The following is a 20,371-nucleotide window of genomic DNA, read 5'->3' as shown; positions in this document are numbered from 1 at the left end:
CGGCGGGCGGCGTCAGAAGCCGGCCGGCTCGGTGTAGAGCCCCCACTCCTCGCGCAGCACGTCGCAGATCTCCCCGAGGGTCGCCTCCGCGCGGACCGCGGCCAGCATCGGCTCGATCATGTTCCGGTCGCTGCGGGCGGCGGCCAGCATGTCCTTCAGCGCGGCCTGCACCCGGGCGTCGTCACGGGCCGCCCGGCGGTCCGCCAGGAGGCGCACCTGCTCCCGCTCGACCTCGTGGCTGACCCGCAGGATCTCCAGGTCGCCGGTGACCGACCCCTCGTGGCAGTTGACGCCGACGACCTTCTTGTCGCCCTTCTCCAGCGCCTGCTGGTAGCGGAACGCGGACTCGGCGATCTCGCCGGTGAACCAGCCGTCCTCGATGCCCCGCAGGATGCCGGAGGTGATCGGGCCGACCGGGTGCTGCCCGTCCGGCACCGCGCGCGCCCCGCGCTCCTTTATCTGCGCGAAGATCTTCTCGGCGTCCGCCTCGATCCGGTCGGTCAGCGCCTCCACGTACCAGGAACCGCCCAGCGGGTCGGCGACGTTGCCGACGCCGGTCTCCTCCATCAGTACCTGCTGGGTGCGCAGCGCGATCTCCGCGGCCTGCTCGCTGGGCAGCGCCAGGGTCTCGTCCAGGGCGTTGGTGTGCAGCGAGTTGGTGCCGCCGAGCACCGCGGCCAGCGCCTCCACCGCGGTGCGCACGACGTTGTTGTACGGCTGCTGGGCGGTGAGCGAGACGCCGGCGGTCTGGGTGTGGAACCGCAGCCACTGCGCCTTCTCGCTGCGCGCCCCGTAGACGTCGCGCATCCAGCGGGCCCAGATCCGGCGCGCGGCACGGAACTTGGCGATCTCCTCGAAGAAGTCCACATGGGCGTCGAAGAAGAACGACAGGCCGGGCGCGAAGGTGTCGACGTCCAGCCCGCGGGAGAGGCCGAGCTCGACGTAGCCGAAGCCGTCGGCGAGGGTGTACGCCAGCTCCTGGGCGGCCGTCGCGCCCGCCTCGCGGATGTGGTAGCCGGAGACCGACAGCGGCTTGTAGGCGGGGATGCCCTGCGCGCAGTGCTCCATCAGGTCGCCGATCAGGCGCAGATGCGGCTCGGGCGGGAAGAGCCACTCCTTCTGCGCGATGTACTCCTTGAAGATGTCGGTCTGGAGCGTGCCGTTGAGCACCGCGGGGTCGACGCCCTGGCGCTCGGCGGCGACCAGGTACATGCAGAAGACCGGCACGGCGGGCCCGCTGATCGTCATGGACGTCGTGACGTCGCCCAGCGGGATGTCCTTGAACAGGACCTCCATGTCGGCCGCGGAGTCGATGGCGACGCCGCAGTGCCCGACCTCGCCGAGCGAGCGCGGGTCGTCGGAGTCGCGCCCCATGAGGGTCGGCATGTCGAAGGCCACCGAGAGGCCGCCGCCGCCGGCCTTGAGGATCATCTTGTAGCGCTCGTTGGTCTGCTCGGCGTTGCCGAAGCCGGCGAACTGGCGGATCGTCCATGTCCGGCCGCGGTAGCCGGTCGGGTACAGGCCGCGCGTGAAGGGGTACTCACCCGGCCAACCGATCCGCTCGAAGCCCTCGACCGTGTCGCCGGGGCGCGGCCCGTAGGCCGGCTCGACGGGGTCGCCGGAGAGCGTGGTGAAGTCCGCGTCGCGCTTCCGGGCGGAGTCGTACCGGGCCTGCCAGCGGCGGCGGCCCTCTTCGATCGCGTCAGCGTCCATGCCTTCGAATTTACTAGGACGTCCAACTATCTGTCGATGGGAAACGGCCCTGATTCCGGGTGGGGGCCGTCCCCTAGGGGCCGCGCAACCCCCCGGCGGGGGCTGCCCCACGCCCGCGGACCGGAAACCGCCCGCGGCCGGAAACCCTCCGGAACGCACAGACGCGCCCCTCCCGCAACGGGAGAGGCGCGTACGCGAGCGCCCGGCGACCGGGCCCCGCCGTCAGGCCTTGACCAGGTCCGGCTCGGCGTCCGCCAGCAGCGGCTCGACGTCGCGGACCACGGTGCGCTCCACGAAGAACGCGGCGGTCGGGATCGTCCCGGAGACCAGCACCCACAGCAGCTTGCCGAACGGCCAGCGCGCCTTGGAGCCGAGGTCGAAGGCGAAGACCAGGTAGATGATGTAGAGCACGCCGTGGACCTGGGCGACGACGAGGGTCAGATCCTTGCCCATCCCGAAGCCGTACTTGAACACCATGCAGGCGCAGAGCACGAGCAGCATCACGGCGGTGATGTAGGCCATCAGCCGGTAACGGGTCAGCACGCTTCGCTTCATGCCCCAGAGCGTAACGGCCCCTTCAGGGGCGATCTTCGCCACCCCCCGTTCCACGGAGCGTCGCCGGAAGAGCCTCGCGGGGAACCCCGCCGACCTGGGAAAACGGGTCAGTCGGCCGCCATGGACACGCTCAGTCCTCGGTGAAGTCCGCCGCCGCCACCCGCAGCGGCCGCAGCAGCGCGAAGATCTCCGCGCACTCCTCCGCGTCGTACGCCCCGAGCCCGAAGTCCATCGCCATCAGGTCCCGGGTGGCCGCGTCGCACACCTCGCGGCCCTTGTCCGTGATGGACGCCAGGGTGCCCCGGCCGTCGTTCGGGTTGGGCCGCTTGGCGACCAGTCCCGACTTCACCAGCCGGTCGACGGTGTTGGTCACCGACGTGGGGTGCACCATCAGACGCTCGCCGATCTTCGACATCGGCAGCTCGCCCGCCTTGGAGAAGGTCAGCAGCACCAGCGCCTCGTAGCGCGCGAAGGTCAGGCCGTAGGGCTTGACCACCGCGTCCACCTCGGACAGCAGGATCTGGTGGGCCCGCATGATCGAGGTGATCGCGGCCATGGAGGGCACGGAGCCCCAACGCTGCTTCCAGAGCTCGTCGGCGCGCGCGATGGGGTCAAAGGCAAGGCTGAGCGGCTTCGGCACGTCCTTGACCCTACCGGGCGGCCATATGCTGGTCAGCCCCGTCTCAACTTCCGGTCTCGGCCAGTGGTCCGCCCGTCCGGCGGGACGCACCGGGACTCACGCGGCCGCCGTCTCCTCCGCCGCCGCTTCCCGCGCCCCCGAACGCCGCACCTCGGCGATCACCGCCAGGACCGCCACGGCCCCCAGCACGCCCCCGGCCGGCATCACCACCGGCAGCGGCGCGAACTCGGCGGCCACCCCGGCCAGCCCCATCGCCGAGCCCATGATCGTCATCCGACCCGCCTGCATCACCGTCATCGCCTGCCCCATCAGCTCCTCGGGCACCGCGGCGACGAACCACCGGTCGACGCCGAAGTTGTACGCGATGCTGATGCCGGTCAGCACCAGCAGGACCAGGGCCCAGCCCAGCGACGGCCGCGCGGCGAACCCGAGAGAGGGCAGCACCGCGAACATCCCCAGAGGGAAGGTCAGCCGCGCCCGGGCGCGCGGCCCGAGGAACGTCCCCACCAGCGTCTCGGCGACCACCGCCCCGATCGGCATCCCGCACATCAGCAGCCCCTGCCCCGCCGACCCCACTCCCAGCAGGCCCCCGTACGGGACCAGCAGCGCCTCCGGGACGACCACGACCGCCGGCGGCACCCAGCTGAGCAGCAGCAGCGCCCGGACCCGCCGGTCGGCCAGCAGCCGCCGGGTGCCGGCCAGCGAGGCGCCCAGCAGCGCACCGCCGGGGGACGGCGCTCCGGGTCGACGCGCCCCCCGCGCCGGGCGGGACACCGTGCCCAGCCGCAGCAGCAGCGCCGAGGCGGTGAACGTCCCGGCGGTGATGCCGAGCACCGCCCCCGGGGTGACGGCGACCAGCAGCAGCCCTCCGGCGGCGAACCCGGCCAGCTGCGCCCCCTGGTTGACGATCCGGATCACCGAGCGTCCCAGGACGAACAGATCGCCCTCCCCGAGGATCTCGCCGAGCGATCCGGCCCGGGTGCCGGCGAAGACCGGCGCGACCGCCGCGATCAGACAGCGCAGCCCGAGCAGGACGGCCACCGGCGTCCCGGGCAGCACCATGGCCGCGGCCGCCGCCGCGCAGACCGTGTCGCAGACGACCAGGACCCGGCGGGCCGGACAGCGGTCGGCGACGGCCGACAGCAGCGTGCCGCCGACGACATACGGCAGCAGCCCGAGCGCGAAGGTCAGCGCGCTGAGCAACGGCGAGTCGGTCAGCCGGTAGACCAGGACGGACAGCGCGATCTCGCAGACCACCACGCCCAGCGAGGACAGGAGGTGGGCGGCGAAGACGTAGCGGAACTCGGGGACGGCGAAGACGGCGCGGTAGCCGCCGCCGGACGGCCCGGCCGCCTCGCGGGGGCCCTCCGGTCCGGTGTCGGGCGGCGGACAGGCGGGAGCGGGGCCCGGTCGTGCGGGCCCGGTGGGCGTCGGCATGGCGTCAGGCTGCCGGGCCCGCCTGCCGGGCCGTAGTGTTTCGGCTCCAGCCGAATCCTGGGGAGGGAGGCCGGCGATGCCGCTGGAGCTGCATTTCGGGGCGGACGACCTGCTGCGGATCCGGTTCGCGATCTCGCCGCTGTGCGAGACCCACGAGGCGCTGCGGACCCTGCGGCGCACCGACCGGCACGGCTACCACCTGCCGTGGCTGCGGCGGATGCGGGAGAAGGTGGCGGGGCTGGACCTCTCCCCGCTGTGGCTGTTCATGCCGGGGCGGCGGCCCGGATACACCCCCGACTTCCTGGGCCGCCCGCCGGACGTCCCGCTGGCCGACTTCGCGGCGGAACTGGCGCGCCTGCGGGCCACCGATCCGGCGCTGGCCCGCGCCGAGATGGCCAAGTCGCTGGCCTGCGTCCCCGGGGCGGCGGACTCGCCGCACGGCCGGGCGGCGCTGGCCGACCCGGCGCGGGCGGTGCAGGAACTGGCGGACGTCACCGAACGGGCCTGGGAGGCCCTGCTGGAGCCCGACTGGCCCCGGCTGCGGGCCCTGCTGGAGGCGGAAATCGCCTACCGCTCACGCCAGTTGGCGAGCGGCGGGCTGCGCCTGCTGTTCGCCGATCTGCATCCCCGGCTGTCCTGGTCGGACGACGGCACGCTGACCGTCCGCACCCGTACGGACTTCCCGCAGCTCCAGGACCTTCAGGGGCGGGGGCTGCTCCTGCTGCCGAGCGCGTTCGTCTGGCCGGACGTGATCAGCGGTTTCGATCCGCCGTGGCAGCCGACGGTGATCTATCCGGCGCGCGGTATCGGCGGGCTGTGGCAGCGGCCGGCGGGCGGCCCGGCGCTGGCGCGGCTGCTGGGCCCCAACCGGGCCGCGGTGCTCACGGCCCTCGACGCACCGGCGACCACCTCGACGCTGGCCCACCAGCTGGGCCTGGCCGCCTCGTCGGTCTCGGCGCACCTGTCCGTGCTGCGCGACGCCGGCCTGCTGACCTCGCGCCGGCACGGACACCAGGTGCTCTACGAGCGGACGCCGCTGGGCATCGCCGTGGCGACCGGCGGCTAGGAACTGCCCGACCCGAGGCACCGGGCGGGCCCTGCCGGCCGGCCCCGTCAGGCGCCCTGCGTCCCCCGGGCCAGATGGCGCTCGACGGTCTCCACCTTGGCGGTGAGGCCGTCGGTGACGCCCGGCCGGATGTCGGCCTTGAGGACCAGCGAGACCCGTCCGGCGCGCGCCTCGACGGCGGCCACCGCGCGCTTGACGACGTCCATGACCTCGTCCCACTCGCCCTCGATGGAGGTGAACATGGCGTCGGTGCGGTTGGGCAGCCCGGACTCGCGGACGACCCGGACGGCGTCGGCGACGTACTCGCCGACGTCCTCGCCGACGCCCAGCGGGCTCACGGAGAAGGCGACGATCATGCGTTCACCGTACCTTCCCGGCGGGCGCGGGCGGCGATCACGCCGGCCGCCTCCTCGCGCTTGAGCACCTTGTCCGCGTACAGGCCGCCGAACGGCAGCACCGCGAGGACGAAGAGGAACGCCACGCGCTTGACGGGCCACTTGGTGCGGTTCCAGGCGTCCAGCAGCAGCACCACGTAGATGGTGAACAGGACGCCGTGCAGCAGGCCGAGCGGCATGACGAGCTTGTCGTAGCCGAGGAAGATCCGGAAACCCGTGCCGAATATCAGCAGCGCCGGGAAGGAGAGCGCCTCCGGGATGGATGCCAGGCGCAGTCGGTGCAGGGCAGCGGCGGTCTTGATGTCCACGGGAACCTCGTTCGGGCGGAGGGGAGGCGTCACTGGCTTGTGCAAGAGTTCACAAGCGTCCGCCCCATTGTTACAGCCGCCGCGGCGATCACTGCGCCGGGGGCCGCCGCACGGCACGGACCGGCCGGCAGCGGCCTCCGCGACCGGCTCGGGGAGAGGCCGGGGCCGGCTCCGGACCGAAAGCCCTGCCCCTCCCGGCCGCCGCCGACTACGGTCTGGGGCGTGGCACAGTTTCGGGTCCAGGGAAGCAAGGTCCTCGCCGTCGACCTGGCGGGCGACGCCGTCAAGGCGAAGAACGGCGCGATGGTCGCCTACGACGGCGAGATGACGTTCAAGAAGATGACCGGCGGTGGTGAGGGGCTGCGCGGCATGGTCACCCGGCGGCTGACCGGTGAGCAGATGGCCGTGATGCAGGTGAAGGGCCAGGGCACCTGCTACTTCGCCGACCGCGCCAGTGAGATCAACCTCGTCCGCCTCCAGGGCGAGAAGCTGTTCGTGGAGGCGACCAACCTGCTCTGCACCGAGGAGGCGCTGCACACCGGTACGACGTTCACCGGGCTGCGCGGCGCGTCGCAGGGCAACGGCCTGTTCACCACCACCGTCGAGGGCCACGGGCAGGCCGCGATCACCTCCGACGGCCCGGCCGTGGTGCTGCGCGTCACCCCGCAGTACCCGCTCCAGGTCGACCCGGGCGCGTACATCGCGCACACCGGGAAGCTGAAGCAGCACTTCGAATCCGGGGTGAACTTCCGCACGTTCCTCGGCGAGGGCTCGGGCGAGGCGTTCCAGATCCGCTTCGAGGGCGAGGGGCTGGTCTATGTGCAGCCCAGCGAGCGCAACACCGCGGGCGGTGACGTCTGATGCCGTTCACGGCCCTCAACTCCCGCATGGTGGAAGCCCGGATCGTCCCCGGTCAGCGGCTGTTCAGCCAGCGCGGCGCGATGATCGCCTACCGCGGCGAGGTCACCTTCACCCCGAACATCCAGGGCGGCCAGGGCGGTCTCGGCTCCATGATCGGCCGCCGGATCGCCGGCGAGGCGACGCCCCTGATGACCGTGGACGGCAGCGGCACAGTCATGTTCGGTCACGGCGGCCATCACGTCCATGTCGTCGATCTGACCGGCGACACCCTCTATGTGGAGGCCGACCGGCTGCTGGCCTTCGACGGCTCGCTCCACCAGGGCACGATGTTCCTCGGCCAACAGGGCGGCGTGCTGGGCCTGGTGCGCGGACAGGCCACCGGCCAGGGCCTGTTCACCACCACGCTCCAGGGCCACGGCTCGGCCGCGGTGATGGCCCACGGCGGCGTCATCGAGCTGCCGATCACCCCGCAGCGCCCGGTCCACGTCGACCCCCAGGCCTACGTCGCCCACCGCGGCGAGGTCCGCAACCGCCTGTCCACCGCCATCGGTTGGCGCGAGATGATCGGCCGCGGCTCGGGCGAGGGGTTCCAACTGGAGCTGTCCGGCCAGGGCACCGTCTACGTCCAGGCGTCCGAGGAGAAACTGTGACCGGTCCCGTCATCCACGACGTCTTCACCCTCCCCGCCGACGGCAACGTCAACGACTACGCCTTCAGCGTCGCCCTCGACGGCCGGTGGTTCCTCCAGAAAGGGAAGATGATCGCCTACTACGGGCAGATCGACTTCCACGGCATCGGGTACGGCCGCCTCGACGGCCTCATCGCCGGGAGTTTCCATTCGCCATTGCACGCCGCGGACTGGGTGGTCGCCGAGGGCCAGGGGAAAATGCTCCTGGCCGACCGGTCCTTCGACGTGAACTCCTATGACCTGGACGAGGGCAACCTCACTATTCGCTCCGGCAACTTGCTCGCCTTTCAGCCATCTCTCTCCCTGAAGCAGTCGATCATCCCGGGCTTCCTCACCCTCATCGGCACCGGCACGTTCGTCGCCGCCTCCAACGGCCCGGTGGTCTTCGTCGAACCGCCGATCCGGGTCGACCCGCAGGCCCTGGTGGGCTGGGCCGACTGCCCCTCCCCCTGCCACCACTACGACCACCACTACCTGCGCGGATTCCTCGGCGGACTGCGCGCCCACACCGGTATCGGCGGTGCCTCCGGCGAGGAGCACCAGTTCGAGTTCACCGGCGCCGGGACGGTCCTGCTGCAATCCACCGAACAACTGCTGCCGGAGCGGGCGACCGGCGCGCTGCCGGCGGAGGAGGGCGTCCCGGGCGGCGGCGTCCCGCCACAGGAAAGTGGCTCACAAGTGCCGGAGCCGTCGGGCGCCCTAGGGGGGCTCCAGCGCCGCTTCGGGCTGTGAGCGGTAGTCTGCGGACGGTGACGTCGAACGCCTGAACAACTGCGGGCCGCGGACCGGCCGCCTACCGCAATGTCACACGCCATGACTAATTCATTATTCAACTTTCACGGGTAGAATTCATCCATGACGACCGACAGCGACACTCCCTGGCTGACCAACCAGGAGCAGCGTGCCTGGCGCACCCACCTGGACGTCAGCAGGCTGCTGATGCACCAACTGGAGCGCGATCTCCAGCCGTTCGGCCTGACGAACAACGACTACGAGATCCTGGTCAACCTCTCCGAGGCCGAGGACCACCGGCTGCGGATGAGCGACCTGGCCGCCACCACGCTCCAGTCCAAGAGCCGCCTCTCGCACCAGATCACGCGCATGGAGAACGCCGGCCTGGTGCGCCGCGAGAGCTGCGAGTCGGACCGCCGCGGCCTCTACGCCGTCCTCACCGAGGCCGGCTGGGACACCATGCGCCGGGTCGCCCCGCACCACGTCGCCTCGGTCCGCCGCCACTTCATCGACCTCTTCGCGCCCGAGGACCTGGACTCCTTCCGCGCCTCCCTCACCCCGGTCGCCGAGCACCTCCGGGAGCACCGCGGCAACCCCTGAGTTTCGACGCCGCACGTTGCGGTGCGGGGAGCCGGGCATTCCGCCGGGGCCTGTCGTTGGGGGGCTCGCCCTGGCGGCGGGGTGGGTTGTCCGTGGCCACCCCGCACTGCCTGGCTTCGGATTTCGTGGTGGCCAGGGATCCTCGCCTTCCTTCGGTGGGCGGCGGGCGGAGGGGATGTCGACGACATTCCCGCCGCCTCGGTACCGGCCGGCTGCGCGGTCTCGCCCCCGGGCGGCGTGGCCGAGTGCGGCCCGGTCGGCGGGGTGCGGCCCGGTCCGCTATGCGATCTCGCTCCGGACACGCCAACAGAACAGCCGGGCTGACGAGACATCCACAACACCTGAGCCATCGCGCGGTGCGCCGCTGACTACCGGGGGCGCCGTACGGCTGCTTGGCGGCCCGTCAGTACGGATCGACGATCCTCCGACCGAGGGGATCGAGCCCGACCTGGGGCCGCGTCAGATTCCCGTCTTGACCACCCATCGGGCGCAGCATCGTGGAGAGTTGCGGAAGCTGTTCGCCCGGAGAACGCAGCAGTCGTCGAGCTGCGCCGCCGCCTCAACAACGCTCCTCAGCCGATCGCACCGGCCTCCGTCAGCACCACCGGCCGCTTCCTCGCCTCGTCCCTGCGCTCCGTGTACGGCACCCGGAGCGACCCCAACCGTGCTTCCGCCTTGGGACTTTGGCCCCGGACGACAGGGACTTTGTCCCCGGTGCGTTCGCTGATGACCTTGTTAACTTTGTCGTGTCGCGCGGCCAGGCGACTGGCCTACTCGGCGGTTCGATTCCCGAGACCTCCGCGACGATAAGCATGCACCCGGCCGGGAGGAGGCGGTTATCCATGGATCACCCGCCGAGTTGCACAAACCTCCCGCACCGCACCGCCTCGACGTGTAGCGCGCTCAAACCTGTGTCTGCACACATCGTTTGAGCACGTCTCCGGCCGGAGACCCCCGTGCGGATGCCTCTGCACAGCAGCACCACGGCGAATGCGCCAGTACGCCGAACTCCACCGTCCGCACACCTCATGCCACAACGGCTCTGCCGTGCATGCACAGTCACGTACCGGACCCGGGTGGCCGAATCGGCAGGCACCTCCCGACTGTCCGTCACCTCCCGTAAATCAGCAACCTGTTCCACGGAAAGCTGCCTGCTGCCCACTTGTCAGGATCCACGTATGGGTCGTGACTCCAGCCCCGCATATTCCTTTCCCCCGTCGGCGGCGGGATGGTCTCGGGGCTGCGGTTCCGTGAGCAGGGATCCACATCTCCCATGCTTCTCACTCAGCGAGATGAGTTCTCATGAAGTACGCCCGCAAGGCGGCGAAACCCACCGTAACCCTCACCATATGCCTCGCGATGCTGGGAGTTTCCGGACTCCCGGCAGCCCATGCCCTCGACAGATCCTCATCTGCGAGTGTCAAGTCGATGGCAAGCGCGCGTGCCGGTGGGGCCGTCATCACCGAAGCGCAGCGACAGCAGATGCTGTCCAAGCTCAATCAGAAGGGCCTGAACAACGAACAGCTCCAAGTGGCGCAACAGTTCGTCAATCAGTTGGCCGGGGGACCCGAGAGTCAGCCGGGGCCACGAGACGGGCTCGCGCAGATGTCCGACCAACAGATCGCAGATCTCGCGCGCCAGGAGTTCGACAAAATCCTCAAGGGCGCAGGAGTCACCGACGACCTCAAAGAATCCCTCAACAATCCAGGGAAGGCCTACACGCCCCTCCTGGGGCAGGTCTTCGGCGCGGCCGGATTCCTCGCCGATTTCGGACGGTCCTACCAGCACTCGGGGCTTTTCTTCGATTCCATAAAGGGGGGCATGGAAGCCGGGTTGAACGGGGACGCGAGGGCCGTCGCCGGCATTATGGGGTCAGCCATCTCCTCGGAGGTGGCCAGCGCGATCAAGCTGAAGGAAGCGATTTACGCCGGCAATACCGCCAACATCGTATTGTACGGGGTCGACCTTGCCGTCGAAATAGCGAAGTTCGCGATCGGAGTCATTAGTTCTTCACTGCCGGTCATGGTCGCCCCGCTGGCCAACATCGGCGCCTCGATCGCCAAGAGCTTGGTATCGATAGCCGCAATCATCATCAGCAACAATCAACTCAGAAGTAGCGTCTATACGGAGCTTTACACGGCACGCGACAAAGCTTGGAACAATCTCCTGAGCGACGTCACAAACAACATGTCGAAGGACGTTTCACTGCTTCTCAGTGAAACGTGGAAGGAGCTGGAATCACAGCTGGCGTATGCGCGCGCCCTGACGCTTGCAGCTATCAGCAAGAAGGCATCGACAGTACCCTACACCGATGGGCAGTGGGCAGGTTACATGAGTGCCGTGACTCAAGTGAACTTCGCCTTTTACAACATGGGGTCGGAATTGAGCGGCAAGCTCAGCAAACTGGCGAGTGGAGCGGTCCAGGAGAATCTCGCGGGAATGCCGACAAGAGTACTTCCGACGTTCAACGACAAGATTCTGGCCGCCAACAGGACGGACCTGATTGAAATCTTCTGGCGGAAGCGGTGCAGCGATTTCTCCCAGGCCCATTACCGAATCATGTGCGAGCAAAAGGGGCCTGACAGCACGGACACCAAACAGGTGGATGACATCGAGGCAAGGCTACGGGCCAACCCGCCGTCAAACATGACGGTAAGTCGACTGGATTTTGAGGTCAGACCTGCCCGCACTTATTTCGATTACCCACTCCCTTGGGGCTGATCCCCTCAGCATGCACCTGGGGGCGCAGCCGGGTGCGGCCCGGCGCGTGGCCGGATGCGCCCGGGAGCGCCCCCGCGCCGGCCCGGGGGGCGACGCGGGGGTGAGACGGCTCCGCCGGGTGGGCCCTACGAGCCGTTCGTGAGGCCGGCGACGAGTTCGTCCGCCGCGCGGTACGGGTCCGTCTCGCCGGCGACGATGCGTTCGGCCAGGGCGCCGAGGTGGCGGTCGCCGGAGAGGTCGCCGATCCGGGAGCGCAGGGCGGTGACGGCGATCGTCTCGACCTCGCGGGCGGCGCGGGCCAGCCGCCGCTGGGCCAGCACGCCCCGCTCCTCCATCCAGGCCCGGTGCTTCTCCAGCGCCGCGACGACCTCGTCGACGCCCTCGGCCCGGGCCGCGACCGTCTTGACGATCGGCGGCCGCCAGTCGCCGGGCGCCCGGGACTCCCCCAGGCCCAGCATGTGGTTCAGTTCGCGGGCGGTGGCGTCGGCGCCGTCCCGGTCGGCCTTGTTGACGACGTAGACATCGCCGATCTCCAGGATTCCGGCCTTGGCGGCCTGGATGCCGTCGCCCATCCCGGGGGCCAGCAGCACCACGCTGGTGTCGGCCTGCGAGGCGATCTCGACCTCGGACTGGCCGACGCCGACGGTCTCGACCAGGACCACGTCGCAGCCGGCGGCGTCCAGCACCCGGATCGCCTGCGGGGCGGCCCAGGCCAGGCCGCCCAGGTGGCCGCGGGTGGCCATGGAGCGGATGTAGACCCCGGGGTCCGAGGCGTGCTCGCTCATCCGGACCCGGTCGCCGAGCAGCGCACCGCCGGAGAACGGCGAGGACGGGTCGACGGCCAGCACGCCGACCCGCTTGCCGGCCTTGCGGTAGGCGGTGACCAGGGCGGAGGTGGTGGTGGACTTGCCGACGCCGGGCGAGCCGGTGAGGCCGACCACGTAGGCGTTGCCGGTCAGCGGCGCGAGCGTCGCCATCACCTCGCGCAGTTCCGGCGCCGCCCCCTCGACGAGGGAGATCAGCCGGGCCACCGCCCTCGGCCGGCCCTGCCGGGCCTGTTCCACCAGCTGGGGGACGTCCACCATCGCGCTCGGCTCCTTCGACCTCGACTCACTGGCTGGTACGCGCTGCTGCCGCGCCGCGCGCCGGTCCCGGCCGGCGCGCGGCCAGCGGTCACTTGCCCGGTACGCGCAGGATCAGCGCATCGCCCTGGCCGCCGCCACCGCACAGCGCCGCCGCGCCGATCCCGCCGCCGCGCCGCCGCAGCTCCAGCGCGAGGTGCAGCACGATACGGGCGCCGGACATGCCGATGGGGTGGCCCAGCGCGATGGCGCCACCGTTGACATTCACCTTTTCCGGGGAAACCCCGAGGTCCTTCGTCGACTGCACGGCGACCGCGGCGAACGCCTCGTTGATCTCGATCAGATCGAGGTCCGCGACGGTGAGGCCGTCCTTGGCCAGGGCGTGGTTGATGGCGTTGGACGGCTGCGACTGGAGGGAGTTGTCGGGGCCGGCGACGTTGCCGTGCGCGCCGATCTCGGCGATCCACTCCAGGCCCAGTTCCTCGGCCTTTGCCTTGCTCATGACGACGACCGCGGCGGCGCCGTCGGAGATCTGCGAGGACGAACCGGCGGTGATCGTGCCGTCCTTGGCGAAGGCCGGGCGGAGCTTGCCCAGGCTCTCGGCGGTGGTGTCGCCGCGGATGCCCTCGTCCTTGCTGAAGAGCACCGGGTCGCCCTTGCGCTGCGGGATCTCGACCGGGGTGATCTCCGCCTCGAACAGACCGTTCTTCTGCGCGGCGGCGGCCCGCTGGTGGGACCGCGCGGCGACCTCGTCCTGCTCGGGGCGGGCGATGCCGAGGCGGGTGTTGTGCTTCTCGGTCGACTCGCCCATGGCGATGCCCTCGAAGGCGTCCGTGAGGCCGTCGTGCGCCATGGCGTCGAGCATCTCCACCGCGCCGTACTTGAAGCCCTCGCGGGACTTCGGCAGCAGGTGCGGGGCGTTGGTCATGGACTCCTGGCCGCCGGCGACGACGATGTCGAACTCCCCGGCGCGGATGAGCTGGTCGGCCAGCGCGATGGCGTCCAGGCCGGAGAGGCAGACCTTGTTGACGGTCAGCGCGGGGACGCCCATGGGGATGCCGGCCTTGACCGCGGCCTGGCGCGCCGGGATCTGCCCCGCCCCGGCCTGGAGCACCTGACCCATGATCACGTACTGCACCTGGTCGCCGCCGATACCCGCGCGGTCCAGCGCCGCCTTGATGGCCACACCGCCCAGGTCGGCCCCGGAGAAGCTGCGCAGCGACCCCAGGAGGCGGCCCATGGGGGTGCGCGCGCCGGCCACGATGACGGAGGTGGTGCCGTTCGTTGCAGACATACGATGCGGCCTTCCTGTGCAGGGAAGTTAACGAGGGTTCCCGTCAATGTACTGAGGGGTAGACGCCGGGTCACCGGGAAGCGGGTGTGATCGCGCGCACGTTGCGTAACCAGCCGTGCGGGCGGTGCACTGGAACCATGCTGACGCGAATCGACCACATCGGGATCGCCTGTTTCGACCTCGACAAGACCGTCGAGTTCTACCGTGCCACGTATGGCTTCGAGGTGTTCCACACCGAGGTCAACGAGGAGCAGGGTGTCCGCGAGGCGATGTTGAAGATCAACGAGACCTCGGACGGCGGCGCCTCCTACCTCCAGCTGCTGGAGCCGACCCGGGAGGACTCCGCGGTGGGCAAGTGGCTGGCCAAGAACGGCGAGGGCGTACATCACATCGCGTTCGGCACCGCGGACGTGGACGGGGCGGCCGAGGACATCCGGAACAAGGGCGTCCGAGTGCTCTACGACGAGCCCCGGCGGGGTTCGATGGGGTCGCGGATCACCTTCCTGCACCCCAAGGACTGCCACGGTGTGCTGACCGAACTCGTCACCGCCGCGCTCCCCGACGCGACTGGCCACTGACCTTCCGCTTCCCCGGCCGGTAGAGTGCAGCTTCGGCCGGGGTACGGGAGTGGGGCTTGCGTCCATACTCTGCCGATGATCTGACACCATTTCTTCGGAAGGGTCAGCTCCGAAGGGCGCGAGTTCCGGTATGCGGCGACGTGTACGGGATCGGCGCCGGAGCCGGCCGCCGCCATGACCAGGGGACGGATGGGACCGCGCAGTGCGGGGCAACGAGCGCCAGGATCGTCAGTGGGCTGAGGCCGACCATCTCTCGCAGTTCGAGGCCGAGATGGAGCGGCTGAAGACCGAGCGGGACAAGGCGGTCCAGCACGCCGACGACCTCGGCTACCAGGTCGAGGTGTTGCGTGCCAAGCTCCATGAGGCGCGCCGCAACCTCGCCTCCCGGCCTGCCTACGACAACCTCAGCCACCAGGCCGAGCAGTTGTTGCGCACCGCGCAGATCCAGGCCGAGCAGCTGCGTTCGGACGCCGAGCGCGAGGTGCGGGAGGCGCGGGCGCAGACCCAGCGGCTGCTGCAGGAGTCGGCGGAGCAGCAGGCCCGTATGGAGGCCGAGCTGCATGCCGAGGCGGTCGCGCGTCGGCAGCGGCTGGACGAGGAGCTCAACGAGCGCCGCCAGACCGTCGAATCGCACGTCAACGAGAACGTCGCCTGGGCCGAGCAGTTGCGGGCCCGTACGGAGTCGCAGGCGCGTCGCCTGCTGGAGGAGTCCCGGGCGGAGGCCGAGCAGGCGCTGGCGACGGCGCGGGCCGAGGCGCAGCGGCTGGCCGACCGGGCGCGGGAGCGGCTGGGCACGGCCGCCGAGGAGGCGCGGGCCGAAGCGGAATCCATCCTGCGCCGGGCACGCACGGATGCCGAGCGGCTGCTGAACGCGGCGTCGAGCCAGGCCCAGGAGGCCACCGACCAGGCCGAGCAGCTGCGCTCCAGTGCCGGTGCGGAGTCGGACGAGGCGCGGCGGCAGGCCGCGGAGCTGACGCGGGCCGCCGAGGCGCAGATGCAGGAGGCCGAGTCCGCGCTGCGCGAGGCGCGGGCCGAGTCGGAGAAGCTGGTCGAGGAGGCGCAGCAGGCGGCCGCCAAGCGGTTGTCGTCGGCGGAGTCGGAGAACGAGCAGCGCACGCGGACGGCGAAGGCGGAGGTCGCGCGGCTGGTCGCGGAGGCGACCAAGAAGGCCGAGGCGGTCACGGCGGAGGCCGAGCAGCTGCGGGCGGACGCCCGGGCGAAGTCGGAGCGGCTGGTCGCCGAGGCGCAGGACACCGCGCGCTCGAAGGTCGCGGAGGATTCCGCCGCGCAGTTGGCGAAGGCCGCGCGGGCCGCGGAGGAGATCCTGACCAAGGCGTCCGAGGACGCCAAGGCCACGACGAAGACCGCCGTCGAGGAGGCGGAGCGGCTGCGCCGGGAGGCGGAGGCGGAGGCGGACCGCCTGCGCGAGCAGGCGCACGACACCGCTGAGCAGCTCAAGGGCGCGGCGAAGAACGACACCAAGGAGTACCGGGCCAAGACCGCCGAACTCCAGGAGGAGGCGCGGCGGCTGCGCGGTGAGGCGGAGCAGCTGCGGGCCGACGCGGTCGCCGAGGGCGAGCGGATCCGCGGTGAGGCGCGCCGCGAGGCGGTCCAGCAGATCGAGGAGGCGGCCGGGACCGCCGAGGAGCTGCTGGCGAAGGCCAAGTCCGATGCGGAGGAGACCCGTTCGGGCGCGGTCGCGGAGAGCGAGCGGGTGCGGACGGAGGCCATCGAGCGGGCCGCGACCCTGCGCCGGCAGGCCGAGGAGGCGCTGGAGCGGGCCCGTACCGATGCCGAGCAGCTGCTGGCCGAGGGCAAGCAGGCCGTCGAGGAGCTGACGGACGAGGCGGAGCAGAGCGTCGCGACGCTGCGCGCGGAGGCCGAGGAGGCCGCCGAGGAGCGGCGCGCGGAGGCCCAGGCCGAGCGGGACCGGCTGCGCACCGAGGCCGAGGAGAAGCTGGCGGCGGCCGAGAAGTCGCTGCGGGAGGCACGCGCCGAGGCCGAGCAGCTGCGGCGGGAGACGCAGGAGGAGGCGGCCCGGCTCAAGGCGGAGGCCGCCGAGCGGCGGCGGTCGCTTCAGCAGCAGGCCGAGGAGGAGGCCGAGCGGCTGCGCGCGGAGGCCGCCGGGGACGCGTCGACGGCGCGGGCCGAGGCGGAGTCGGCGGCGGCGCGGCTGCGGAGCGAGGCGGCGGCGGAGGCCGAGCGGCTCAAGGCGGAGGCGCAGGAGACCGCGGACCGGGTGCGTGCGGAGGCGGCGGCCGCCGCCGAGCGCACGGGCGCGGAGGCCGCGGAGGCGCTGTCCGAGGCCCAGGAGGAGGCCGCGCGGCGGCGCCGGGAGGCCGAGCAGCTGCTGGGCGAGGCGCGCGAGGAGGCCCACCAGGAGCGGACGTCCGCGCGGGAGCAGAGCGAGGAGCTGCTGGCGTCGGCCCGTACGCGGGTCGCCGAGGCGCAGGAGGAGGCCGAGCGGCTGGTCGAGGAGGCGGACCGGCGCGCGGCGGAGTTGGTGGCGGCGGCCGAGCAGACCGCGCAGCAGGTGCGGGACGCGGTCGCGGGGCTGCACGAGCAGGCCAACGAGGAGATCTCCGGGCTGCGTTCGGCGGCCGAGCATGCCGCGGAGCGTACGAAGTCCGAGGCGCAGGAGGAGGCCGACCGGGTCCGGGCGGACGCGTACGCCGAGCGCGAGCGGGCCTCGCAGGACGCGGCGCGGGTGCGTCAGGAGGCGCAGGAGGCGTCTCAGGAAGCCGCGTCGCTTGCCGAGCAGACGGTTTCGGAGGCCATCGAGGAGAGCGAGCGGCTGCGGTCGGAGGCGGCCGGGGTGCTCGACGAGGCCCGTCGGGACGCGGGCACCGCCCGTACCGAGGCCGCCGAGCAGGCCGACCGCCTGGTGTCCGAGGCGACCGCCGAGGCGGAGAAGCTGGGCGCGGAGTCGAAGGCGAAGGCCGAGAAGCTGGTCGCCGACGCCACCGCGAAGGCACAGCAGTTGCGGACGGATGCGTCGGACGCGCTGGGGTCGGCGGAGCAGGACGCGGCGCGGGCCCGGGCGGAGGCGCGCAGCGACGCGAACCGGATGCGGTCGGAGGCGGCGGAGCAGACCGACCGGCTGCTGACGGAGGCGCGCGCCGAGGCGGAGCGGATCGTCGACGAGGCGACGGAGCTGACGTCTTCGGCGCAGGACGACGCGGACCGCACGGTCCGGGAGGGCCAGGAGGCCGCCGAGCGGCTGCGGTCGGAGGGCGAGCAGCAGGCGCGGCAGATGGTCGCGGAGGCGACCGGGGCCGCGGAGCGGTTGCGGGCCGAGGCGGACGAGGTCCTGGAGGGCGCCCGGACGGACGCCGAGCGGACCGCCGACGAGGCGCGGACGGCGGCCAACAAGACGCGCGCGGGCGCCGCGTCGCAGGCCGACGAGTTGGTGGCGGAGGCCGCCGGCGAGGCCGAGCGGCTGCGGTCGGAGGCGGCCGAGCGGACCGCGGACGCCGAGCGGGAGGCGGACCGTACGCGCGCCGATGCGCGGGAGCAGGCCGACCGGATGGTGGCGACGGCCACGGCGGAGGCGGACCGGCTGCGCGCCGAGGCGGCGGAGACGGTCACCGCGGCGCAGGAGCACGCCAACGCGACGCGTACGGAGGCCGCGAAGGTCCGCGAGGACGCCGAGGCGGCCGCCGAGCGGACGCGTGCGAAGGCCGAGGCCGAGGCCGAGGCGGAGCGGGACAAGGCCCGCAAGGACGCCGCGAAGCGCCGTGGTGACGCGGCCGAGCAGGCCGATCAGCTGGTCGCCAAGGCGCAGGAGGAGGCGCTGAAGGCGGCGACCGCCGCCGAGGAGCAGGCCGACACGATGGTCGGGGCGGCCCGCAAGGAGGCCGACCGGATCGTGCGGGAGGCGACCGGCGAGGGCAACGCGCGGGTGGAGAAGGCCCGTACGGACGCCGACACGCTGCTCAGTGAGGCGCGGCGGGACGCGACGGCCATAAGGGACCGGGCCGAGGAGCTGCGGGTCCGGATCGAGTCCGAGGTCGAGGAGCTGCACGAGCGGGCCCGCCGGGAGTCGTCGGAGGCGATGAAGAACGCCGGCGAGCGGGTCGACAAGCTCATCGCGCAGGCCACCGAGCAGCAGGTGACGGCCGAGCAGAAGGCCGACAAGCTGATGGCGGACGCGAACAGCGAGGCCAGCAAGGTCCGGATCGCCGCGGTGAAGAAGGCCGAGGCGCTCATCAAGGAGGCCGAGAACAAGAAGGCCGCGGCGGTGCGCGACGCGGAGAAGATGCGCACCGAGGCGGAGCAGGAGGCGACCCGGCTCGTGGAGGAGGGCAAGCACGAGCTGGAGGTGCTGGTGCGTCGCCGGAAGGACATCAACGCCGAGATCTCCCGCGTCCAGGACGTGCTGGAGGCGCTGGAGTCGTTCGAGGTGCCGGCGCAGGGGGGTGGGGACGGCAAGGGCGGTGCGGTGAAGGCCGGTGCGGGGGCGGGAACAACTCGTTCGAGTGGCAAGCAGTCTGAAGGGTAGCCACTCAAATGAGGGGTCATTCTCCACTTCAAACGCGCAATGACTCGATGACACGCCGTTAAGACCCCTAGGATTCTCTTTATCACCTCACCGGTCTCTTTCGACAGGAACCCCATGAGCGACACTTCCTCCCCCTTCGGCTTCGAGCTCGTGCGGCGTGGGTACGACCGCGGTCAGGTGGATGACCGCATTACGAAACTGGTCGCGGATCGCGACAGTGCGCTGGCCCGTATCACCTCGCTGGAGAAGCGCATCGAGGAGCTGCACCTCGAGACGCAGAACGCCCAGACCCAGGTCACCGACGCCGAGCCCTCCTACGCGGGCCTCGGGGCGCGCGTGGAGAAGATCCTCCGCCTCGCGGAGGAGGAGGCCAAGGAGCTGCGTGAGGAGGCCCGCCGGGCCGCCGAGCAGCACCGTGAGCTGGCCGAGTCGGCCGCCCAGCAGGTTCGTCACGACGCGGAGCAGTTCGCGGTCGACCGCAAGGCGAAGGCCGAGGACGAGGGCGCCCGGATCGTCGAGAAGGCCAAGGGCGAGGCGGCCACGCTGCGCTCCGACGCACAGAAGGACGCGCAGTCCAAGCGCGAGGAGGCGGACGCCCTCTTCGAGGAGACCCGCGCCAAGGCCGCGCAGGCCGCCGCGGACTTCGAGACCAACCTCGCCAAGCGTCGTGAGCAGTCCGAGCGGGACCTCGCGTCGCGTCAGGCGAAGGCGGAGAAGCGGCTGGCGGAGATCGAGCACCGGGCGGAGCAGCTGCGTCTGGAGGCGGAGAAGCTGCGGACGGACGCGGAGCGCCGGGCCCGGCAGACGGTGGAGACCGCGCAGCGGCAGGCCGAGGACATCGTGGCGGACGCCAACGCCAAGGCCGACCGGATCCGCAGCGAATCGGAGCGCGAGCTGGCGGCGCTCACCAACCGCCGCGACTCGATCAACGCGCAGCTGACCAACGTCCGCGAGATGCTGGCGACGCTGACGGGTGCCGCGGTGGCCGCCGCCGGTGCGCCGGGCGACGAGGAGTCCACCTCCCGCGGTGTGCCGGCCCAGCAGAGCCGCTGAGGAATCCGTCGGAGAGTTCCACAGAGCGCGTCCGCGCCCCCGTACCGCCGCTGTGGCGGAGCGGGGGCGCAGTCGTGTGCCGGGGGATGCGGGGCGGGTCCTCCGGGCGGCAGCGCCCCGGTGGCGGGGCCCTGACCGCGCCCCTAG

17 protein-coding genes are annotated in these 20,371 nt (G+C 71.5%); 9 read left to right on the top strand and 8 right to left on the bottom strand.

The window, feature by feature from the left end:
* Positions 1-12: 12 nt before the first annotated feature.
* From ACIQE0_RS17160 to ACIQE0_RS17145, 4 genes are all read right to left on the bottom strand, one after another.
* Entirely contained in the window at positions 13-1,713 is a 1,701-nt protein-coding gene (locus tag ACIQE0_RS17160) for a methylmalonyl-CoA mutase family protein (RefSeq protein ID WP_366333750.1), read from the bottom strand.
* Positions 1,714-1,935: 222 nt separating this feature from the next.
* Entirely contained in the window at positions 1,936-2,268 is a 333-nt protein-coding gene (locus ACIQE0_RS17155) for a DUF3817 domain-containing protein (RefSeq protein ID WP_384098186.1), read from the bottom strand.
* A gap of 130 nt (positions 2,269-2,398) precedes the next feature.
* Positions 2,399-2,908, bottom strand: a complete 510-nt coding sequence (locus tag ACIQE0_RS17150; protein ID WP_402332745.1) for a MarR family winged helix-turn-helix transcriptional regulator — start codon at positions 2,906-2,908, stop codon at positions 2,399-2,401.
* Between the two features lie 96 nt (positions 2,909-3,004).
* Positions 3,005-4,345, bottom strand: a complete 1,341-nt coding sequence (locus ACIQE0_RS17145; protein WP_402332743.1) for an MFS transporter — start codon at positions 4,343-4,345, stop codon at positions 3,005-3,007.
* Positions 4,346-4,421: 76 nt separating this feature from the next.
* Here ACIQE0_RS17145 and ACIQE0_RS17140 point away from each other — a divergent pair, with 76 nt between their 5' ends.
* Positions 4,422-5,411 carry a DUF5937 family protein gene (locus tag ACIQE0_RS17140; RefSeq protein ID WP_366333757.1) on the top strand — a complete coding sequence of 330 codons (990 nt, stop codon included), beginning with the start codon at positions 4,422-4,424 and terminating at the stop codon, positions 5,409-5,411.
* A gap of 47 nt (positions 5,412-5,458) precedes the next feature.
* On the opposite strand, the gene ACIQE0_RS17135 is transcribed toward ACIQE0_RS17140, so the two are convergent.
* On the bottom strand, positions 5,459-5,767 hold the full coding sequence (locus tag ACIQE0_RS17135) for an MTH1187 family thiamine-binding protein (protein WP_366333759.1): 309 nt from the start codon (positions 5,765-5,767) through the stop codon (positions 5,459-5,461).
* Entirely contained in the window at positions 5,764-6,114 is a 351-nt protein-coding gene (locus tag ACIQE0_RS17130; RefSeq protein ID WP_366333760.1) for a DUF3817 domain-containing protein, read from the bottom strand. The genes ACIQE0_RS17135 and ACIQE0_RS17130 overlap by 4 nt, the downstream gene beginning before the upstream one ends.
* A gap of 222 nt (positions 6,115-6,336) precedes the next feature.
* Here ACIQE0_RS17130 and ACIQE0_RS17125 point away from each other — a divergent pair, with 222 nt between their 5' ends.
* From ACIQE0_RS17125 to ACIQE0_RS17105, 5 genes are all read left to right on the top strand, one after another.
* Complete coding sequence (locus tag ACIQE0_RS17125) at positions 6,337-6,975, top strand: AIM24 family protein (protein WP_402332739.1); 639 nt, start codon at positions 6,337-6,339, stop codon at positions 6,973-6,975.
* Positions 6,975-7,625: an AIM24 family protein gene (locus ACIQE0_RS17120; RefSeq protein ID WP_366333764.1), complete on the top strand. Its 651-nt coding sequence runs from the start codon at positions 6,975-6,977 to the stop codon at positions 7,623-7,625. Before ACIQE0_RS17125 ends, ACIQE0_RS17120 begins: the two co-directional genes overlap by 1 nt.
* Positions 7,622-8,395, top strand: a complete 774-nt coding sequence (locus ACIQE0_RS17115; RefSeq protein WP_402332736.1) for an AIM24 family protein — start codon at positions 7,622-7,624, stop codon at positions 8,393-8,395. Before ACIQE0_RS17120 ends, ACIQE0_RS17115 begins: the two co-directional genes overlap by 4 nt.
* A gap of 123 nt (positions 8,396-8,518) precedes the next feature.
* Positions 8,519-8,995, top strand: coding sequence for a MarR family transcriptional regulator (locus ACIQE0_RS17110; protein ID WP_366333768.1), 477 nt, complete (start codon positions 8,519-8,521; stop codon positions 8,993-8,995).
* 1,302 nt (positions 8,996-10,297) lie between these two features.
* Positions 10,298-11,716, top strand: a complete 1,419-nt coding sequence (locus ACIQE0_RS17105; RefSeq protein WP_402332732.1) for a hypothetical protein — start codon at positions 10,298-10,300, stop codon at positions 11,714-11,716.
* Positions 11,717-11,841: 125 nt separating this feature from the next.
* Here ACIQE0_RS17105 and meaB read toward each other — a convergent pair whose 3' ends face one another.
* Together meaB and ACIQE0_RS17095 are read right to left on the bottom strand one after the other, a co-directional pair.
* Entirely contained in the window at positions 11,842-12,801 is a 960-nt protein-coding gene (meaB, locus tag ACIQE0_RS17100; protein ID WP_366333772.1) for a methylmalonyl Co-A mutase-associated GTPase MeaB, read from the bottom strand.
* A gap of 88 nt (positions 12,802-12,889) precedes the next feature.
* On the bottom strand, positions 12,890-14,092 hold the full coding sequence (locus ACIQE0_RS17095; RefSeq protein WP_402332728.1) for an acetyl-CoA C-acetyltransferase: 1,203 nt from the start codon (positions 14,090-14,092) through the stop codon (positions 12,890-12,892).
* Between the two features lie 137 nt (positions 14,093-14,229).
* Between ACIQE0_RS17095 and mce the strand changes: the two genes are divergently transcribed.
* The 3 genes from mce to ACIQE0_RS17080 all read left to right on the top strand — a co-directional run bounded on the left by mce (position 14,230) and on the right by ACIQE0_RS17080 (position 20,224).
* Entirely contained in the window at positions 14,230-14,670 is a 441-nt protein-coding gene (mce, locus tag ACIQE0_RS17090; protein WP_366333776.1) for a methylmalonyl-CoA epimerase, read from the top strand.
* A 202-nt stretch (positions 14,671-14,872) separates the two neighbouring features.
* Positions 14,873-19,171: a polarized growth protein Scy gene (scy, locus tag ACIQE0_RS17085; protein WP_402332725.1), complete on the top strand. Its 4,299-nt coding sequence runs from the start codon at positions 14,873-14,875 to the stop codon at positions 19,169-19,171.
* 114 nt (positions 19,172-19,285) lie between these two features.
* The gene (locus ACIQE0_RS17080) at positions 19,286-20,224 is read left to right on the top strand and encodes a cellulose-binding protein (RefSeq protein WP_366333780.1); all 939 of its coding nucleotides are present in this window, start codon (positions 19,286-19,288) and stop codon (positions 20,222-20,224) included.
* Positions 20,225-20,371: the final 147 nt, after the last annotated feature.

It is taken from the genome of Streptomyces sp. NPDC093097 (assembly GCF_044754325.1).
In the GTDB taxonomy this organism is placed as follows: domain Bacteria; phylum Actinomycetota; class Actinomycetes; order Streptomycetales; family Streptomycetaceae; genus Streptomyces.
Note: the sequence above shows the minus strand (reverse complement) of the source record. Positions and strands in the feature narration are given on the sequence as shown.